The sequence below is a fragment of the Vibrio sp. SCSIO 43132 genome (assembly GCF_019904195.1).
Lineage (GTDB): Bacteria > Pseudomonadota > Gammaproteobacteria > Enterobacterales > Vibrionaceae > Vibrio > Vibrio nigripulchritudo.
Genome location: NZ_CP063199.1, coordinates 488,901 through 503,325 on the forward strand (window position 1 = coordinate 488,901; position 14,425 = coordinate 503,325).

The 14,425-nt window shown below is 47.1% G+C and carries 12 protein-coding genes; 9 read left to right on the plus strand and 3 right to left on the minus strand.

Annotation, left to right across the window (positions count from 1 at the left end):
• Nucleotides 1-241 precede the first annotated feature (241 nt).
• The 9 genes from INR79_RS02330 (at nt 242) to luxS (ending at nt 10,744) form a co-directional block, all read left to right on the plus strand.
• Nucleotides 242-499 carry an oxaloacetate decarboxylase subunit gamma gene (locus tag INR79_RS02330; RefSeq protein ID WP_223095867.1) on the plus strand — a complete coding sequence of 86 codons (258 nt, stop codon included), beginning with the start codon at nt 242-244 and terminating at the stop codon, nt 497-499.
• 32 nt (nt 500-531) lie between these two features.
• Nucleotides 532-2,322, plus strand: a complete 1,791-nt coding sequence (gene oadA / locus INR79_RS02335; RefSeq protein WP_223095869.1) for a sodium-extruding oxaloacetate decarboxylase subunit alpha — start codon at nt 532-534, stop codon at nt 2,320-2,322.
• Between the two features lie 9 nt (nt 2,323-2,331).
• Entirely contained in the window at nt 2,332-3,462 is a 1,131-nt protein-coding gene (locus tag INR79_RS02340) for a sodium ion-translocating decarboxylase subunit beta (RefSeq protein ID WP_004408867.1), read from the plus strand.
• Nucleotides 3,463-3,573: 111 nt separating this feature from the next.
• Complete coding sequence (locus INR79_RS02345; RefSeq protein WP_022599638.1) at nt 3,574-4,527, plus strand: NADP-dependent oxidoreductase; 954 nt, start codon at nt 3,574-3,576, stop codon at nt 4,525-4,527.
• Nucleotides 4,521-4,958: a YqaA family protein gene (locus tag INR79_RS02350; protein ID WP_022589448.1), complete on the plus strand. Its 438-nt coding sequence runs from the start codon at nt 4,521-4,523 to the stop codon at nt 4,956-4,958. Before INR79_RS02345 ends, INR79_RS02350 begins: the two co-directional genes overlap by 7 nt.
• Nucleotides 4,959-4,967: 9 nt before the next feature.
• Nucleotides 4,968-7,820 (plus strand): M16 family metallopeptidase, encoded by a 2,853-nt coding sequence (locus tag INR79_RS02355; RefSeq protein ID WP_223095871.1) that lies wholly within the window; start codon nt 4,968-4,970, stop codon nt 7,818-7,820.
• A gap of 201 nt (nt 7,821-8,021) precedes the next feature.
• The gene (gene gshA, locus INR79_RS02360; RefSeq protein ID WP_223095873.1) at nt 8,022-9,590 is read left to right on the plus strand and encodes a glutamate--cysteine ligase; all 1,569 of its coding nucleotides are present in this window, start codon (nt 8,022-8,024) and stop codon (nt 9,588-9,590) included.
• 5 nt (nt 9,591-9,595) lie between these two features.
• Nucleotides 9,596-10,201, plus strand: a complete 606-nt coding sequence (locus INR79_RS02365) for a hypothetical protein (protein WP_004408878.1) — start codon at nt 9,596-9,598, stop codon at nt 10,199-10,201.
• A gap of 24 nt (nt 10,202-10,225) precedes the next feature.
• On the plus strand, nt 10,226-10,744 hold the full coding sequence (luxS, locus tag INR79_RS02370) for an S-ribosylhomocysteine lyase (RefSeq protein WP_022549569.1): 519 nt from the start codon (nt 10,226-10,228) through the stop codon (nt 10,742-10,744).
• A gap of 49 nt (nt 10,745-10,793) precedes the next feature.
• On the opposite strand, the gene INR79_RS02375 is transcribed toward luxS, so the two are convergent.
• The 3 genes from INR79_RS02375 to INR79_RS02385 all read right to left on the minus strand — a co-directional run bounded on the left by INR79_RS02375 (nt 10,794) and on the right by INR79_RS02385 (nt 14,380).
• Nucleotides 10,794-12,023, minus strand: a complete 1,230-nt coding sequence (locus tag INR79_RS02375) for a YbiU family protein (RefSeq protein WP_022549570.1) — start codon at nt 12,021-12,023, stop codon at nt 10,794-10,796.
• 203 nt (nt 12,024-12,226) lie between these two features.
• Nucleotides 12,227-13,489 carry an HlyC/CorC family transporter gene (locus INR79_RS02380; RefSeq protein ID WP_004408884.1) on the minus strand — a complete coding sequence of 421 codons (1,263 nt, stop codon included), beginning with the start codon at nt 13,487-13,489 and terminating at the stop codon, nt 12,227-12,229.
• Nucleotides 13,490-13,585: 96 nt separating this feature from the next.
• The gene (locus INR79_RS02385; protein WP_004408885.1) at nt 13,586-14,380 is read right to left on the minus strand and encodes an inner membrane protein YpjD; all 795 of its coding nucleotides are present in this window, start codon (nt 14,378-14,380) and stop codon (nt 13,586-13,588) included.
• Between the last annotated feature and the right edge of the window lie 45 nt (nt 14,381-14,425).

Genomic DNA, 14,425 nt, shown 5'->3' on the forward strand with positions numbered 1-14,425 from the left:
GATACAGAATTTCATTATGTTTGGTAAAAGCCATAGTAACTATGGTGAAATTCCGGATATGTGGCGTATTTGTATGTAATAAGTACTCAAAAAAGTCGCATGTTTGTGCAGGATCTTGGTTACATTATTAAACAAAATTGACAAAATTTTACCAATCGCGATAATCCTAGACCACTTATGTCCACCATATTGAGGGAAGGTGAGCATAAGTATTGTCAGGATGACATAGAAAGGAAGCAACATGACTAATATTGGAAGCCTGCTAGGAGATGCAGCGGTTCTTATGCTTACTGGCATGGCCGTGGTATTTATCTTCCTAACCATTCTCGTTTTTCTTGTTCGGCTAATGTCCAAGTTGGTGCCTGAAGAAGCACCCCAGCCGAGTATTGCACCAGTACAAGCAAAAAAAATTCAATCCAGTACTTCTGGCGTACAGCCGCAAGTGGTTGCTGCTATTTCTGCTGCAATTCACCAGCATCGTACGTCCGCTGCGAAGTAATGTCGGATAAAAATTAAAAGGAGTTAATCAGCATGTCTAAACCACTTGCTCTTACTGACGTGGTGCTGCGCGACGCACACCAGTCTTTGTTTGCCACGCGCATGCGTATTGAAGATATGTTACCCATCGCGGCGGAACTAGATAAAGTTGGGTACTGGTCACTGGAAACTTGGGGTGGCGCTACGTTCGACGCGTGCATTCGCTTTTTAGGGGAAGATCCTTGGGAGCGCCTGCGCGAACTAAAAAAGGCAATGCCAAATACGCCAATGCAGATGCTATTGCGTGGTCAAAACTTACTGGGCTACCGTCATTATGCCGATGATGTAGTCGAGAAATTTGTCGAGCGCGCTCATGCAAATGGCATGGACGTGTTCCGTATCTTTGATGCAATGAACGATGTACGTAACTTCCAGAAAGCGGTAAAAGCGACTGTGGATGTAGGCGCGCACGCTCAAGGCACACTTTCTTATACAACCAGCCCGGTTCATAACGCGGATACTTGGGTGGATCTTGCCAAAGAATTGGAAGATCTGGGTTGTCACTCTTTATGTATCAAAGATATGTCTGGTCTTCTCAAACCATATGAAGCGGAAGAACTGATAAGCCGAATCAAAGCCTCTTGTGATGTTCCACTGGCACTTCACTGTCATGCTACAACGGGTCTTTCTACTGCAACGGCAGTGAAAGCAATCGAAGCCGGTGTCGATATTCTGGATACCGCAATCTCTTCAATGAGTTGTACTTACGGTCACACGCCAACGGAAACAGTCGTTGCAATGCTGGAAGGCACTGAACGCGACACCAACCTGAAACTTGACCAGCTTGAGCCGATAGCTGCTTATTTCCGTGAAGTGCGTAAGAAATACGCAAAATGGGAAGGTCAACTGAAGGGCGTAGACTCTCGTATTCTTATTGCCCAGGTTCCTGGTGGCATGTTGACGAATATGGAAGGTCAGTTGAAAGAGCAGGGAGCTGCGGATCGCTTAGATGAAGTATTGGAAGAGATTCCTCGCGTTCGTAAAGATCTTGGCTACATTCCATTAGTAACACCTACTTCTCAGATTGTAGGGACACAGTCTGTGATCAATGTCCTAACTGGCGAACGCTACAAGAGCATCACTAAAGAGACTGCAGGTCTACTAAAAGGTGAGTATGGTGCTGCGCCAGCAGAGCTGAACGCTGAACTTCAGGCTAAGGTGCTTGAAGGTGCAGAGCCTGTAACTTGCCGACCAGCGGATCTTCTGGAAGCAGAGCTTCACACGCTTACCGATGAATTACTAGTCAAAGCAAAAGAAGATGGCATCTCCCTTGCGGATGAGACAGTCGATGACGTACTGACTTACGCGCTGTTCCCACAAGTTGGTTTGAAATTCCTGAAAAACCGTAACAACCCAGACGCATTTGAACCAGCACCAGGAAATGAACCTGCTCCTGCTCCTGCACCTGAAGCGGCACCAGCGGCTAATACGGTAGGCAGCGTTGAAGCGTACAGCGTGAAAGTGGACGGTCAGGTATACGATGTTGAAGTTGGTCCTCAAGGTCAGCTTACTTCTGTCGTTCCTGCGTCTGCGCCTCTGGCTGCTCCAGCCGCGGCACCTGCTCCATCTGCAGGAGAAGCTGTGCCAGCACCTCTCGCTGGTAACATTTTCAAGGTGAATGTTTTGCCGGGTTCTGAGGTATCAGAAGGTGATGTGCTTTTGATTCTGGAGGCCATGAAGATGGAAACTGAAGTACGAGCTGCACGCGGCGGAGTCGTTCAGGATATCCACGTGAAAGAAGGTGATGCCGTGACAGTTGGCGCGCCACTACTGAGCCTTGCGTAAGGGAGCATCATGGAAGGATTGTTGACCTTATGGGCTGAAACAGGGATCGCTAACTTCGAGTTTGGTCAGCTATGCATGATCCTTGTAGGTTGTATTCTGCTTTATCTTGCTATTGCCAAAGGCTTTGAGCCTTTGCTCTTGCTTCCGATTGGGTTTGGTGCCGTGTTGGCAAATATCCCCAATGCGGGGTTCACCGATGAAGGCGGTCTGCTTTATTACGTTTACTACATCGGAATCGAATCCGGAGTCTTCCCGCTGCTCATCTTTATGGGCGTGGGGGCGATGACGGACTTTGGTGCCCTGATTGCTAACCCGAAAACCTTGTGGCTAGGGGCGGCGGCTCAGTTTGGTATTTTTGCCACGCTGTTTGGCGCTATCTTGCTTAACTATGTGCCTGGGATGGAGTTTTCCATGCAGGATGCATCCTCCATCGCCATCATCGGTGGTGCGGATGGTCCAACGGCTATCTTCCTGGCAAGTCAGCTGTCGCCTGATCTGCTTGGTGCGATTGCAGTGGCGGCATACAGCTACATGGCGTTGGTGCCGATTATTCAGCCACCAATCATGAAAGCGCTGACCAATCCAGAAGAACGCAAGATCCAGATGGCGCAACTTCGTCACGTCAGCAAAGTGGAGAAGGTGTTATTCCCACTTGCTGTTCTAGTTATGACGATCCTGTTCCTCCCTGCTGCAACACCACTAGTGGGTATGTTCTGTTTGGGTAACCTGATGAGAGAAGCGGGTGTAGTTGATCGTCTGTCGAACACTGCACAAAACGAGCTTATCAATATCGTGACCATCTTCCTTGGATTGGGTGTGGGTTCCAAGCTGCAGGCAGAGCAGTTCCTAAACTTTGAAACTCTGGGTATCTTGGGGTTAGGTGCTGTGGCATTCAGTATCGGTACGGGCGCTGGTGTTATGATGGCTAAGTTATTGAATAAGTTCTCTAAAGAAGATATCAACCCATTGATTGGCGCAGCTGGCGTATCTGCTGTCCCTATGGCTGCGCGAGTGGTTAACAAGGTGGGGCTTGAGTCAAACCCACAGAACTTCTTGCTGATGCACGCGATGGGACCAAACGTTGCTGGGGTACTGGGAAGTGCTGTTGCTGCGGGTATCTTATTAGCATTAGTGGGATAACGTTCAATGAATTTGCGATCTGGTGGTTAACCAATCGTCGTAAAATGGTTTATAGTCAAAGGGATGCTTCTGCATCCCTTTCTTTTTTTTGAGCATCAAGGGAACTTGTGTATGACGGACAACAAAAAAGTGGTGATAACCCAGTTTGGTGAGACTGACGTATTAGCCATTCAAAGTGAGGCTATCCCAGAACCCGCAGAAGGTGAAGTGCTGGTAAAAGTCCATTTCGCAGGTGTGAATCCCATTGATGTGAAAACGCGTAAAGGGTTGGGTTGGGCAGCCGAAGCTAATAAAGACAACCTACCCTGGACACCGGGTTACGACGTCTCAGGTGTGGTTGAGAAATGTGGTACCGGAACCAAGACCTTTGAAGTCGGAAACTTTGTTGCGGGTTTAGTTGGGTTTCCTGCCGATGCTGGCGGATATAGCCAATATATTTGTGTAAAAGAAGACTCACTCAGTCTTGTGCCAGATAGCGTCACCCTAGAAGCTGCTGCGGTGTTACCTGTTGCCGGTCAAACTGCCGCGCAGGCTTTGAACTTGGCGGGTGTTACTGCTAATGATCGCGTATTGATTCTGGCGGGAGCGGGCGGTGTTGGTCACCTTGCCGTTCAGATAGCCGTTGCGGCGCAAGCCGAGGTATTTACTACTTGTGGCGAAGACAATCTGGATTACCTTGCCACGCTTGGCGCTCACGCTATCAACTACCAATTTGCCCCTGTTTCTGAGCGTGTCGAAGACGTCGACGTGTTGATTGATCTTGTCGGTGGTGATGCTGCGCTTGATGCACTCAAGTGCCTTAAAGACAACGCTCGAGTTGTGACGGTTCCTACCATCACAGCAGATTTGATCTGCGAAAAAGCCAAAATGCTGGGCTTTGAAGCCACAGGCATGTTGGTTGAGCCAGACATCGAGCAGATGGATACCATGTTGTACATGGTCGGCGTAGGCATTTTGAAAACCGAAGTCCAGCAGATCTTCCCATACACTGATGTCGCCAAAGCTCATGATCAAGTTGAAACCGGGCACACCAGAGGCAAGATACTGCTTGATATGAAATGCTAGATGGCTTGACCGAATGGTTTAGCCAATCTGTACTCTGGGTCTTATTTTCAACAGGTTTTTTGGGGGCAACTCTCCTACCGGGAGGTTCAGAAGCCAGCTTAGTTGCCGCGCTAAAACTCAATCAATATCCAATAGCTCAGTTGATATTTGTCGTCACCATTGGCAACACGCTGGGCGGTTTAACTAACTATTGGATAGGACTTTTCTTACCAAATCGAACCCAATCGGAAAAACATGGTCATAAAGCTTTACAGTGGCTAAAGCAATATGGCTATATCACTCTTCTATTTAGCTGGCTTCCCATTATTGGCGACCCATTATGCCTTGCGGCAGGGTGGCTCAGAATGAAGTTTTTGCCTTGTTTAATTCTCATCGCCATAGGTAAAGCAATACGCTATAGCGTTATTGCGGCGGCATTCGCAGGTTTTTAAGGAGCATTCATGAGAAAAATCTGGTTTGGTACAGCTGCGTCCGTATTCATTGCGGGCTGTTCCTCTCTTGCACCTGTTTCATTTTTCTCTTCTGTACCAGAAGGGATCACCCTTGTTGAAGAAGTTAAACCACAATCTGACAAGGTTGTTATTCCCTACAGTAAATACGTACTGGACAACGGCTTAACTGTTATTCTGGCTCCCGATGAGTCTGATCCTTTGGTACACGTAGACGTCACTTATCACGTGGGCAGTGCCAGAGAAGAAATCGGAAAGTCTGGGTTCGCTCATTTCTTTGAGCACATGATGTTTCAGGGAAGTGAAAACGTAGGTGATCAAGAGCATTTCAGGTTGATCACTGAAGCAGGTGGAACCTTAAATGGTACGACGAATCGCGACCGCACTAACTATTTTGAAACCGTTCCGGCGAACCAGTTAGAGAAAATCCTGTGGCTAGAGTCCGACCGAATGGGGTTCCTGCTTGATGCGGTTTCTCAAAGAAAGTTTGAAATTCAACGTGATACCGTTAAAAACGAACGCGCCCAAAACTACGATAACCGCCCTTACGGTCTAATGTGGGAACGCATCGGCGAAGCTATGTACCCAGAAGGTCATCCTTATTCGTGGCAACCGATCGGTTATGTCGAAGATCTTGATCGTGTAAACGTCAACGACCTGAAAGCGTTCTTCCTAAAATGGTACGGTCCTAATAATGCAACGCTGACTATTGGCGGTGATTTTGATACTGAAGAGACACTTCAATGGATCAACAAGTACTTCGGTACCATTCCTGTAGGTCCAGAAGTTAAAGCCGCAGAAAAGCAGCCCGCCAACTTGACGGAAGATAAATTCATCACGCTGGAAGATCGCATTCAGCAACCGATGCTAGTTGTGTCTTGGCCAACGGAATATCAGGGGCACGAGTCTGACGCCTCTTTGGAAATGCTTTCCACAATATTAGGCGATGGCAAAAATAGTGTGTTGTACCAACAGTTTGTTCAGACGGGTAAAGCTGTCAATGCAGGTGCGTATCACAACTGTGCTGAGCTCGCGTGTTCCATGAGTGTTTATTTGATGGGCAATTCCGGAGAGAAAGGCAAGCTGAAGCCGCTTTATGATGAATTGATGGAAACTTTGTCTGACTGGTCCAAAGAGGGCGTGTCTGAATCTCAGCTTGAGACCCTGATTGGGCGTGCTGAAGCGAATGCAATTTTCAGCCTGGAAAGCGTGCGTGGCAAGGTAACGCAATTGGCGTCGAACGAAACCTTTTTTGGGCAACCAGATCGAATTGAATACGAATTGGAGCAGCTGCGTGCAGTCACGCCAGAAAGCGTTGCCACAGCTTATCAGGACTACTTAGCTAACCAGCACAAAGTGGTGCTCAGCGTTGTACCACGAAGCAAAACGAACTGGGCTGTTAAACCTGCCACTTTCACTACTCCACCTCGAACTTTACCTGAATACCAAGAAGTTAAAGAGTCAGATTTGGTATACCGCAAAGCGGTGGACGACTTTGATCGTTCAGTTATGCCGCCTGTGTCCGGCGCGGTGAAAGGAACCATGCCCGATTTGTATCGTATCTTCCTGGACAGTGGGGTTGAGATCCTTGGAACCGTCAGTGACGAAACACCAACGGTACAACTGGATATAAAACTCCCGGCTGGCAATCGATATGTCCCAGAGGGTCAGGAAGGCTTAGCAAATCTCACTGCCGAAATGATGATGGAAGGTACGGCAAAGCGTTCTGCTCAGGAAATTCAAACCGAGCTTGATCGACTAGGCAGTTACATCTCATTTGATGCAGGCTCTTACTCCACGGTGATCAGTGTTTCTGCGCTAGAAAAGAATTTGTCGGCAACTATAGAACTGGTTGAAGAAATGATTCGTCAGCCTGCCTTTGAAGAAGCCGATTTTGACAGAATCAAACAGCAGGCGATTCAGGGCATTGTTTATGAACACCAGAAGCCAAGTTGGTTAGCATCACAAGCGACCCGACAAGTACTGTTTGCAGGAAGCCGATTCAGCCGTTCCAGCGATGGAAGCATGGCGTCCATCAGCAGCCTGACGCTGGATGATGTGAAGCAGTTCTACAAGGAACACTATACGCCGCAAGGTGCGCAAGTCGTGATTGTCGGAGACATTAAAAAGCGTGAAGCCAAAAAGTCTCTGGAGTTTCTGAATAAATGGGAAGGGCATTCAGCACCGCTGTTTACACCTCAGGTGATCAAAGCGCCAGAAGGGCAGAAGATTTATCTGATAGACAAGCCGGGAGCGCCGCAAAGCGTCATCAGGCTGGTACGTCAGGGCTTACCGTTTGATACGGTAGGGGAAATGCACTTAGGACAGCTGGCGAACTATAACCTGTCAGGCAACTTCAACAGTCGCATCAACCAGAATCTTCGTGAAGATAAGGGCTACACTTACGGAGCCTACGGCTATGTCTACGGTTTGCGTGAGACAGGGCTTATCGTATTCTCAGCAGAAGTCAGGGCAGACGTGACCATTGAGTCGATTCAGGAAATCATCAATGAAATGAACGAAATCTCGACCAGTGGTCTGACTGAAGAAGAGATGCAGTTTATGAGGCTCGCTCGTGGTCAGGCGGACGCGTTAAAGTATGAAACACCGTCGAAAAAGGCTCAATTGCTTTCCAGTATTCTGACTTATTCACTGGAAGAAGATTATTTAGAGCAGCGAGATGAGTTACTTCAAACGGTTGATATCGAGACTTTGAATCAGGTTGCAGCCAAGTGGTTTGACCCTTCTGATTTCCAAATCATTGTGGTTGGTGATGCCAAAAAACTTGCACCGAAGTTGAAAAAGTTCGATCTGCCTATCGAAAAGCTTGAAATCGTCAAGTAAAGCACACATAACAGTGATCTGAGGTACTTTCTGCAATGTCAGTAGGGGCTGCTATGTCAGCAGACCCTAAGTACCTCCAGTACTGTAGCCTTTAATAAGAGATCTCTAATCTCATTTTTTGGTATTTGCTTCAATCCCATAGTAATCAATGCTTAGAATGATTATTCTAGCGAGATACTAAACAGATAAGTGAACTGAGTTTTGACTGTATTCACCGAGCGACTGCAGAAAGTTGCACAAGACCCTTCTATTTTTGAGCAGTATGGACGTGGCGTCGAAAGAGAGTCGCTGCGATACACGCCAGATGGTCACCTAGCACTAACGCCTCACCCTTACGAGCTCGGCTCAGCATTAACCAATGATTGGGTTACGACGGATTTCTCTGAGTCTTTACTGGAATTCATTACTCCAGTATCTTACTCCGTCAAAACGGTTCTGAATCAGCTTTCGGATGTGCACCATTTCACTCAGAAAAAGCTGGATGGCGAAAAGCTGTGGCCGCTTTCAATGCCGTGTTTTATTCAAAATGAAGACGACATTGCATTAGCTCAGTACGGTCAGTCGAACACAGGTAAGATGAAAACACTGTATCGCGAAGGGTTGAAACGTCGCTACGGTAGTCTGATGCAGGTTATTTCTGGTGTGCACTTCAATTTCTCCTTTCCGGAAACTTTCTGGGACGCGCTTTACGGAAAGCAAGGCGAGAAAGATCGTGAGGATGCCAAATCTGAAGCTTACTTTGCCCTTATTCGAAACTATTACCGCTTTGGCTGGATGATTCCGTTTTTTTACGGCGCTTCTCCAGCTTTGTGCCCTTCTTTTATTCAAGGGCGCGACACTAAACTGCCTTTCCAGAACATCGGTGAAACCCTTTACTTGCCAGAAGCAACCTCATTGCGACTGAGCGACCTCGGCTACACCAACAGCGCACAGAGTGAACTTAAAATTGGTTTCAACAGTCTAGGTCAGTATCTCGATGGTCTGAACGCCGCTATTCATACCCCTTCTGAAGAGTTTGCAGAACTGGGAGTCAAAGTGGACGGTGAGTACCGACAGCTCAATTCAAATGTATTGCAGATAGAAAATGAGCTCTATGCTCCTATTCGACCAAAACGAGTCACCCGTTCTGGTGAAAAACCTTCTGAAGCACTGCAACGTGGTGGGGTGGAATACATCGAAGTTCGCTCTTTAGATGTCAACCCATTCAGCCCGGTTGGCGTAAACGAACAGCAGATTCGTTTTCTGGATCTGTTCCTGACCTGGTGCGCGCTTTCAGAGTCCGAAGAAATGGATAATTGCGAGCTGGAGTGCTGGCGCGATAACTGGAGCAAGGTCATCCTTGAAGGTCGAAAAGTTGGTCTGGAACTGCAAATCGGATGCAAAGGCGAACGCCTGACACTGCAAGACTGGGGTCATCGTGTCTTCAAAGATCTGCGCCAAATCGCGGAAGTGATGGATAAGCAACATGGTACTTCTGATTATCAGGATGTCTGTGATGAGCTAGAGCGCTGGATAGATCAACCAGAGCTGACCATCTCAGGTCAATTGCTGGCAGAGACGAAAGCACATGGTGGCATTGTAGGAATAGGAATGCACTTAGGGCGAGCCTACAAAGCGCATCATCAGGACCACCAATACCAAGTTTACAGCGACGACATCATGGAAAAAGAAGTGATCCGTTCGCGCGCTAAACAAGAACAAATTGAAGCGTCAGAAACTCAACCGTTTGATGAGTTTCTGGATGATTACTTTGCCTATTTGAAACAATAAATGGAATGAAAATAAAGTCGCTGTTTCTGTTATTGATTACTGGGGTTGTGTTGACAGGATGCGCGACCCCGCCGCCTAAGCAACAAGGTAACCTGTGTAACATTTTTAGGGAAAAACCAAGTTGGTATGACGATGCAAAAGACATGGAAGATGAGTGGGGAACGCCCATCCACATCGCCATGGCGTTCATCAAACAGGAAAGCAGCTTTATCCATGATGCAAGACCACCCAAGGACTATGTTCTTGGGTTTATTCCTTGGGGAAGAGTCAGTAGCGCATACGGTTACGCTCAGGCACAGGATCCTGCTTGGAGCGATTTTCAAAAAGCGACTCGTCATGGCGGCTCACGCACCAATTTCGATGATTCCATTATGTTCGTAGGTTGGTATACTCACGAAACCCAGCGGCAGTTAGGCGTTTCAAAATGGGATGCCTATAATCAGTATTTAGCCTACCACGAAGGACGAGGTGGCTTTAAACGCAAGACATATGCAAGCAAACCTACCGTTCAAAAGGTTGCCCGAAAAGTGGAGCGACAAGCGAAAGAGTACGGTTGGCAGTTAAAGCAGTGCAAAGACGAACTGGAAAGCAGCCGAAGCTGGTTCTTTTAACAGTTATTACAAGGAATTCATCCGATGCCATTACTAGATAGTTTTACCGTTGATCACACCAAGATGAATGCTCCTGCCGTTCGTGTGGCTAAAACCATGCAAACGCCAAAAGGGGACACGATTACCGTTTTTGATCTTCGTTTTACGGCACCTAACAAAGACATTCTGTCTGAGACGGGCATCCACACACTTGAGCACCTGTACGCAGGTTTCATGCGTAAACACCTGAATGGCGCTGATATCGAAATTATCGATATTTCACCAATGGGTTGTCGTACTGGTTTCTACATGAGTCTTATCGGCACGCCTGTTGAATCTCAAGTGGCAGAGGCATGGCTTGCAGCTATGCAAGATGTGTTAAAAGTTGAAAACCAGGATCAGATCCCCGAGCTGAACGAATACCAGTGTGGTACTGCTGCGATGCACTCTCTGGATGAAGCAAAAGAGATTGCAACAGCAATTATCGAAGCAGGAATTTCGGTAAACAAAAATGAAGATCTTGCACTACCAGAATCTATGCTGAAAGAGCTGAGCGTGAAGTAAACCTCATTCTTTTGATTACAAAGCCCACGTTATGTGGGCTTTGTTGTTTTTAGAGCCCCATCTGGCGTTTTCCTAGAGCAGTGAGGTCGTTTTCCGTGGCGCGATTGGTGTATGTCACTTCATGATCTTCAGGGGCGAAATCCGGGCAGCTTCTTCCTTCCAGAAAGGCAGATTTTTGTTTTGGTAAGAACTGGCGGTTCTTATCACAATCAGGTGCAGAGCCTATAAACATAACATTCGAATAGCCCTCGCCACTGTGCTTATCCTCGACAGCGTGAACCGTATCCGGATGCCACCAGACGGTATCTCCGGGTTCCATTTTGGGAATACTGACTAAACCCTTAAGTAATAGTTCATGCCACTGTTTGTTGACCGTTAGAGCCCTGCCGGGCTGAGCGCCACACAAGTCATCGTCGGCAACATCGTCTTGCAGCGCCCGAAGCAGCATGTAAGGCATGGAAAGCGTGCTGGGAATCAACTGTAACGTACCGTCTCCTGCCCCCTGAGGAGTTAGTGCTACCCAGCCCTGAAAAGTACGAAAGACGCTACATACTGCCGACGAATTGAACTCTTCCACATCAATTCGGTGTCGAGCATCGAAGGCTTGATAGTCTTGCCAGTGACCAGTGAAAACATGACGGTAAACAGAGCGATAGTTTGGCTCCAGCCAGCGCTCGATTGAGCCTGAATCAACATGTGGCGACAGCCCTAACGAGGTGTCACCCGGACTACGACGACGAACTCGGTCGGCATAGCTGACTTCCAGGTCTGGGTTGAATTGCTTTACGCCATCGTGTTCAAAATCCCAAAGTCGATTTAAGTGGCTGCGCAGCGTTGCCATATTCTGATGCTGTCTTGCCCAGATTTGAGCTTTAGACCAGTACAAGCCAAAAATTTGTGGTTTGTCTGATTTGAGCTGACTGAAATAGTTGTCTTCCACCTTTGGCGTATGGTCGTAGTAGCCATTATCGATGATGTATCGTTCCAGTTCCTGATTATGTTGTACTGCTTCTTCTTTAGGTAACGTGCCGCGTATAACGACGCAGCCTGCTTGCTGAATTTTTTGTCTTTGTTGGTCTGAAAAGCCACGTTCCACTTCTTGAAAGGAATAAACAGGAACAGAGTGACCTTTTTCCTCTTCTTCCTGAATACGCTCGACTTCCTTCTCTAACGCTTCTGAAACGGCGGTGTAAGCCTTTTGGTAGTCGGGTAGGTCGTGCTTGAGTTGTTGTTTCAACTGCTTAATTTGATCTGACATATTGTCCATAGAAAGTGTCATTTGATGCCCTCCATTGCTAAAAGCGACACGTGTCTATTTATTAGCCTTAATCATAAATCAGGTTTGCGGTATTGCTCACGCATTCGATAATTCCTGCTATTCAGTTCCTAATGTGTCTCATTTCTGACTTACTTAGGGTGAGAAAAATGAGCCAAAAACAAAACGCCCTGCAAATGCAGGGCGTTTTTGAGTGAGTGCTGAGATTACTGAGACGGATAAACTTTGACCAGCTTGATCTTGTTCTCGGTGAAATCAATGATCTCCATAGGGTGGTTAGCCACCTGCACGCTCAGCTTGCTCTCTGGAATGTCTTCTAAGTGTTCCAGAATTAAGCCATTCAGAGTTCTTGGTCCATCGGTTGGAAGCGTCCAGTCCAGCCCTTTGTTGATATCACGAATGTTGGCGCTGCCTTCAATCAGGAAGCTGCCATCATTCTGTGGCGTAATCTCTTCTGCCAGACTTGGTGCCATTGAGGTAGTGAATTCCCCCACGATTTCTTCCAGAATATCTTCCAGAGTCACCAACCCGATGATATCGCCATATTCGTTCACGATAAGACCGATACGTTCTTTATTACGCTGGAACTTTAACAGCTGGACATTCAGCGGCGTCGCTTCTGGGATGAAGTACACTTCGTCGGCGGCGCGCAGTAGCGTTTCTTTGTTGAACTCGTTTTTGTCGAGCATTAAACGATAGGCTTCGCGCAATCGGAGCATGCCGACGACTTCATCAATCTGATCACGGTAAAGAACTATTCGCCCGTGAGGAGAGTGGGTGAGCTGACGAACAATGGACTTCCAATCGTCGTTGATGTCGATTCCCGTTATCTCATTACGCGGCACCATGATGTCATTCACGGTAACATGCTCTAAATCCAGAATAGAGATCAGCATGTCCTGGTGACGGCGGGGAATCAAACCACCTGCTTCATTTACGACGGTTCTTAATTCTTCCGAGCTCAAATGATCATCATCACCATGATTGGCTCGAATACCGAGAATGCGCAGGAAACCATTGGTAATGAAGTTCACTAACATAACCAGAGGTGAGAGCAGCTTCATGAGTATCGTCAGAACGATTGAGCTGGCATACGACACTTTTTCTGGGTATAGGGCAGCAAGAGTTTTTGGTGTGACCTCTGCAAATACCAGAACCACCATGGTTAATGCACCTGTTGCGATGGCTACACCTATATCCCCATACAATCGCATACCGATAATGGTGGCAATAGCCGATGCAAGAATATTGACCAGGTTGTTGCCAATCAGAATAAGACCAATTAACCGATCTGGGCGATCCAGTAGTTTTTCTACTCGGCGAGCTCCTTTATGACCTTCCTTAGAGAGGTGTTTGAGGCGATATCGGTTTAAAGACATCATCCCCGTTTCAGAACCAGAAAAGTAACCGGAAATGACGATCAATACCGCCAGGAGGGCAAATAAGACACCCGTAGATATATCATCCAAATTGTAACTGTCCTTATATTACTTAATTGGTGAATTTATGAGCAAAGCTATCTTCCCCAACTTTTAGAGCGGTTGAAAAAGAAAAGCAAGTTAAAATCAGTTAAGAATGATCTCTCGCACAAAGCGGCTTCCGAAGTATGCAAGAGTGAGCAACGTCGCTCCACTGACCGCAAACCAGGTGACTTTCTTTCCACGCCAACCTTGCTGGTAATGCCCCCACAGCAACACGCTATACACAATCCAGGCGACGAAAGACAAAATGGCTTTATGAGCCTTGCCTGAAGCAAACATGTCTTGCACAAATACATAGCCCGTCACCAGAGTTGCCGTTAGCAACACCGTGCCAATCAAAATGATCTTGAAAAGCTGTCGCTCCACCATCATTAAAGGAGGGAGGTTAGGGTTTATGGCTAATGCTTTCTTTGCCTTGAGTTTGTGATCTAACCAGGCAAGCTGAAGGGCATACAGCGCACCAATGGTGAGTGTGGAGTAGGAGAACAAAGCCAGCGAGATGTGAATCAGTAGCTTAGGATCGTTTTCAAGATGCGTTATGTATGCACTGGGAAGAAAAGTCGCTGCAGATAAATTAATGGCAGAAAACCCATATACAACGGGCAGTAAAAACCACAATCGGGTTTTAAACATGGAAACACTCATGACCAGCGAAATGATAAAACTGATCAATGATGCAACGTTCAGAATACTGAGGTTTTGCCCGGAGCCATCGAAAATAAGGTCACTCAGCAGCCATGCATGGAAAACCAATGCAACCAAAGCACTGATGAAAACGGTACGCGTTTTTATGCCAGTTTGATTGGCAAGACCAGGGACGATAGTCGAAATGGCCAAGAAATAGAGAATAACAGCTGTAACCGCAATCAAGTTTTCCATGGTTTTCACAATTTTACTGTCAAGGTAGAGGATTATATACCCAAG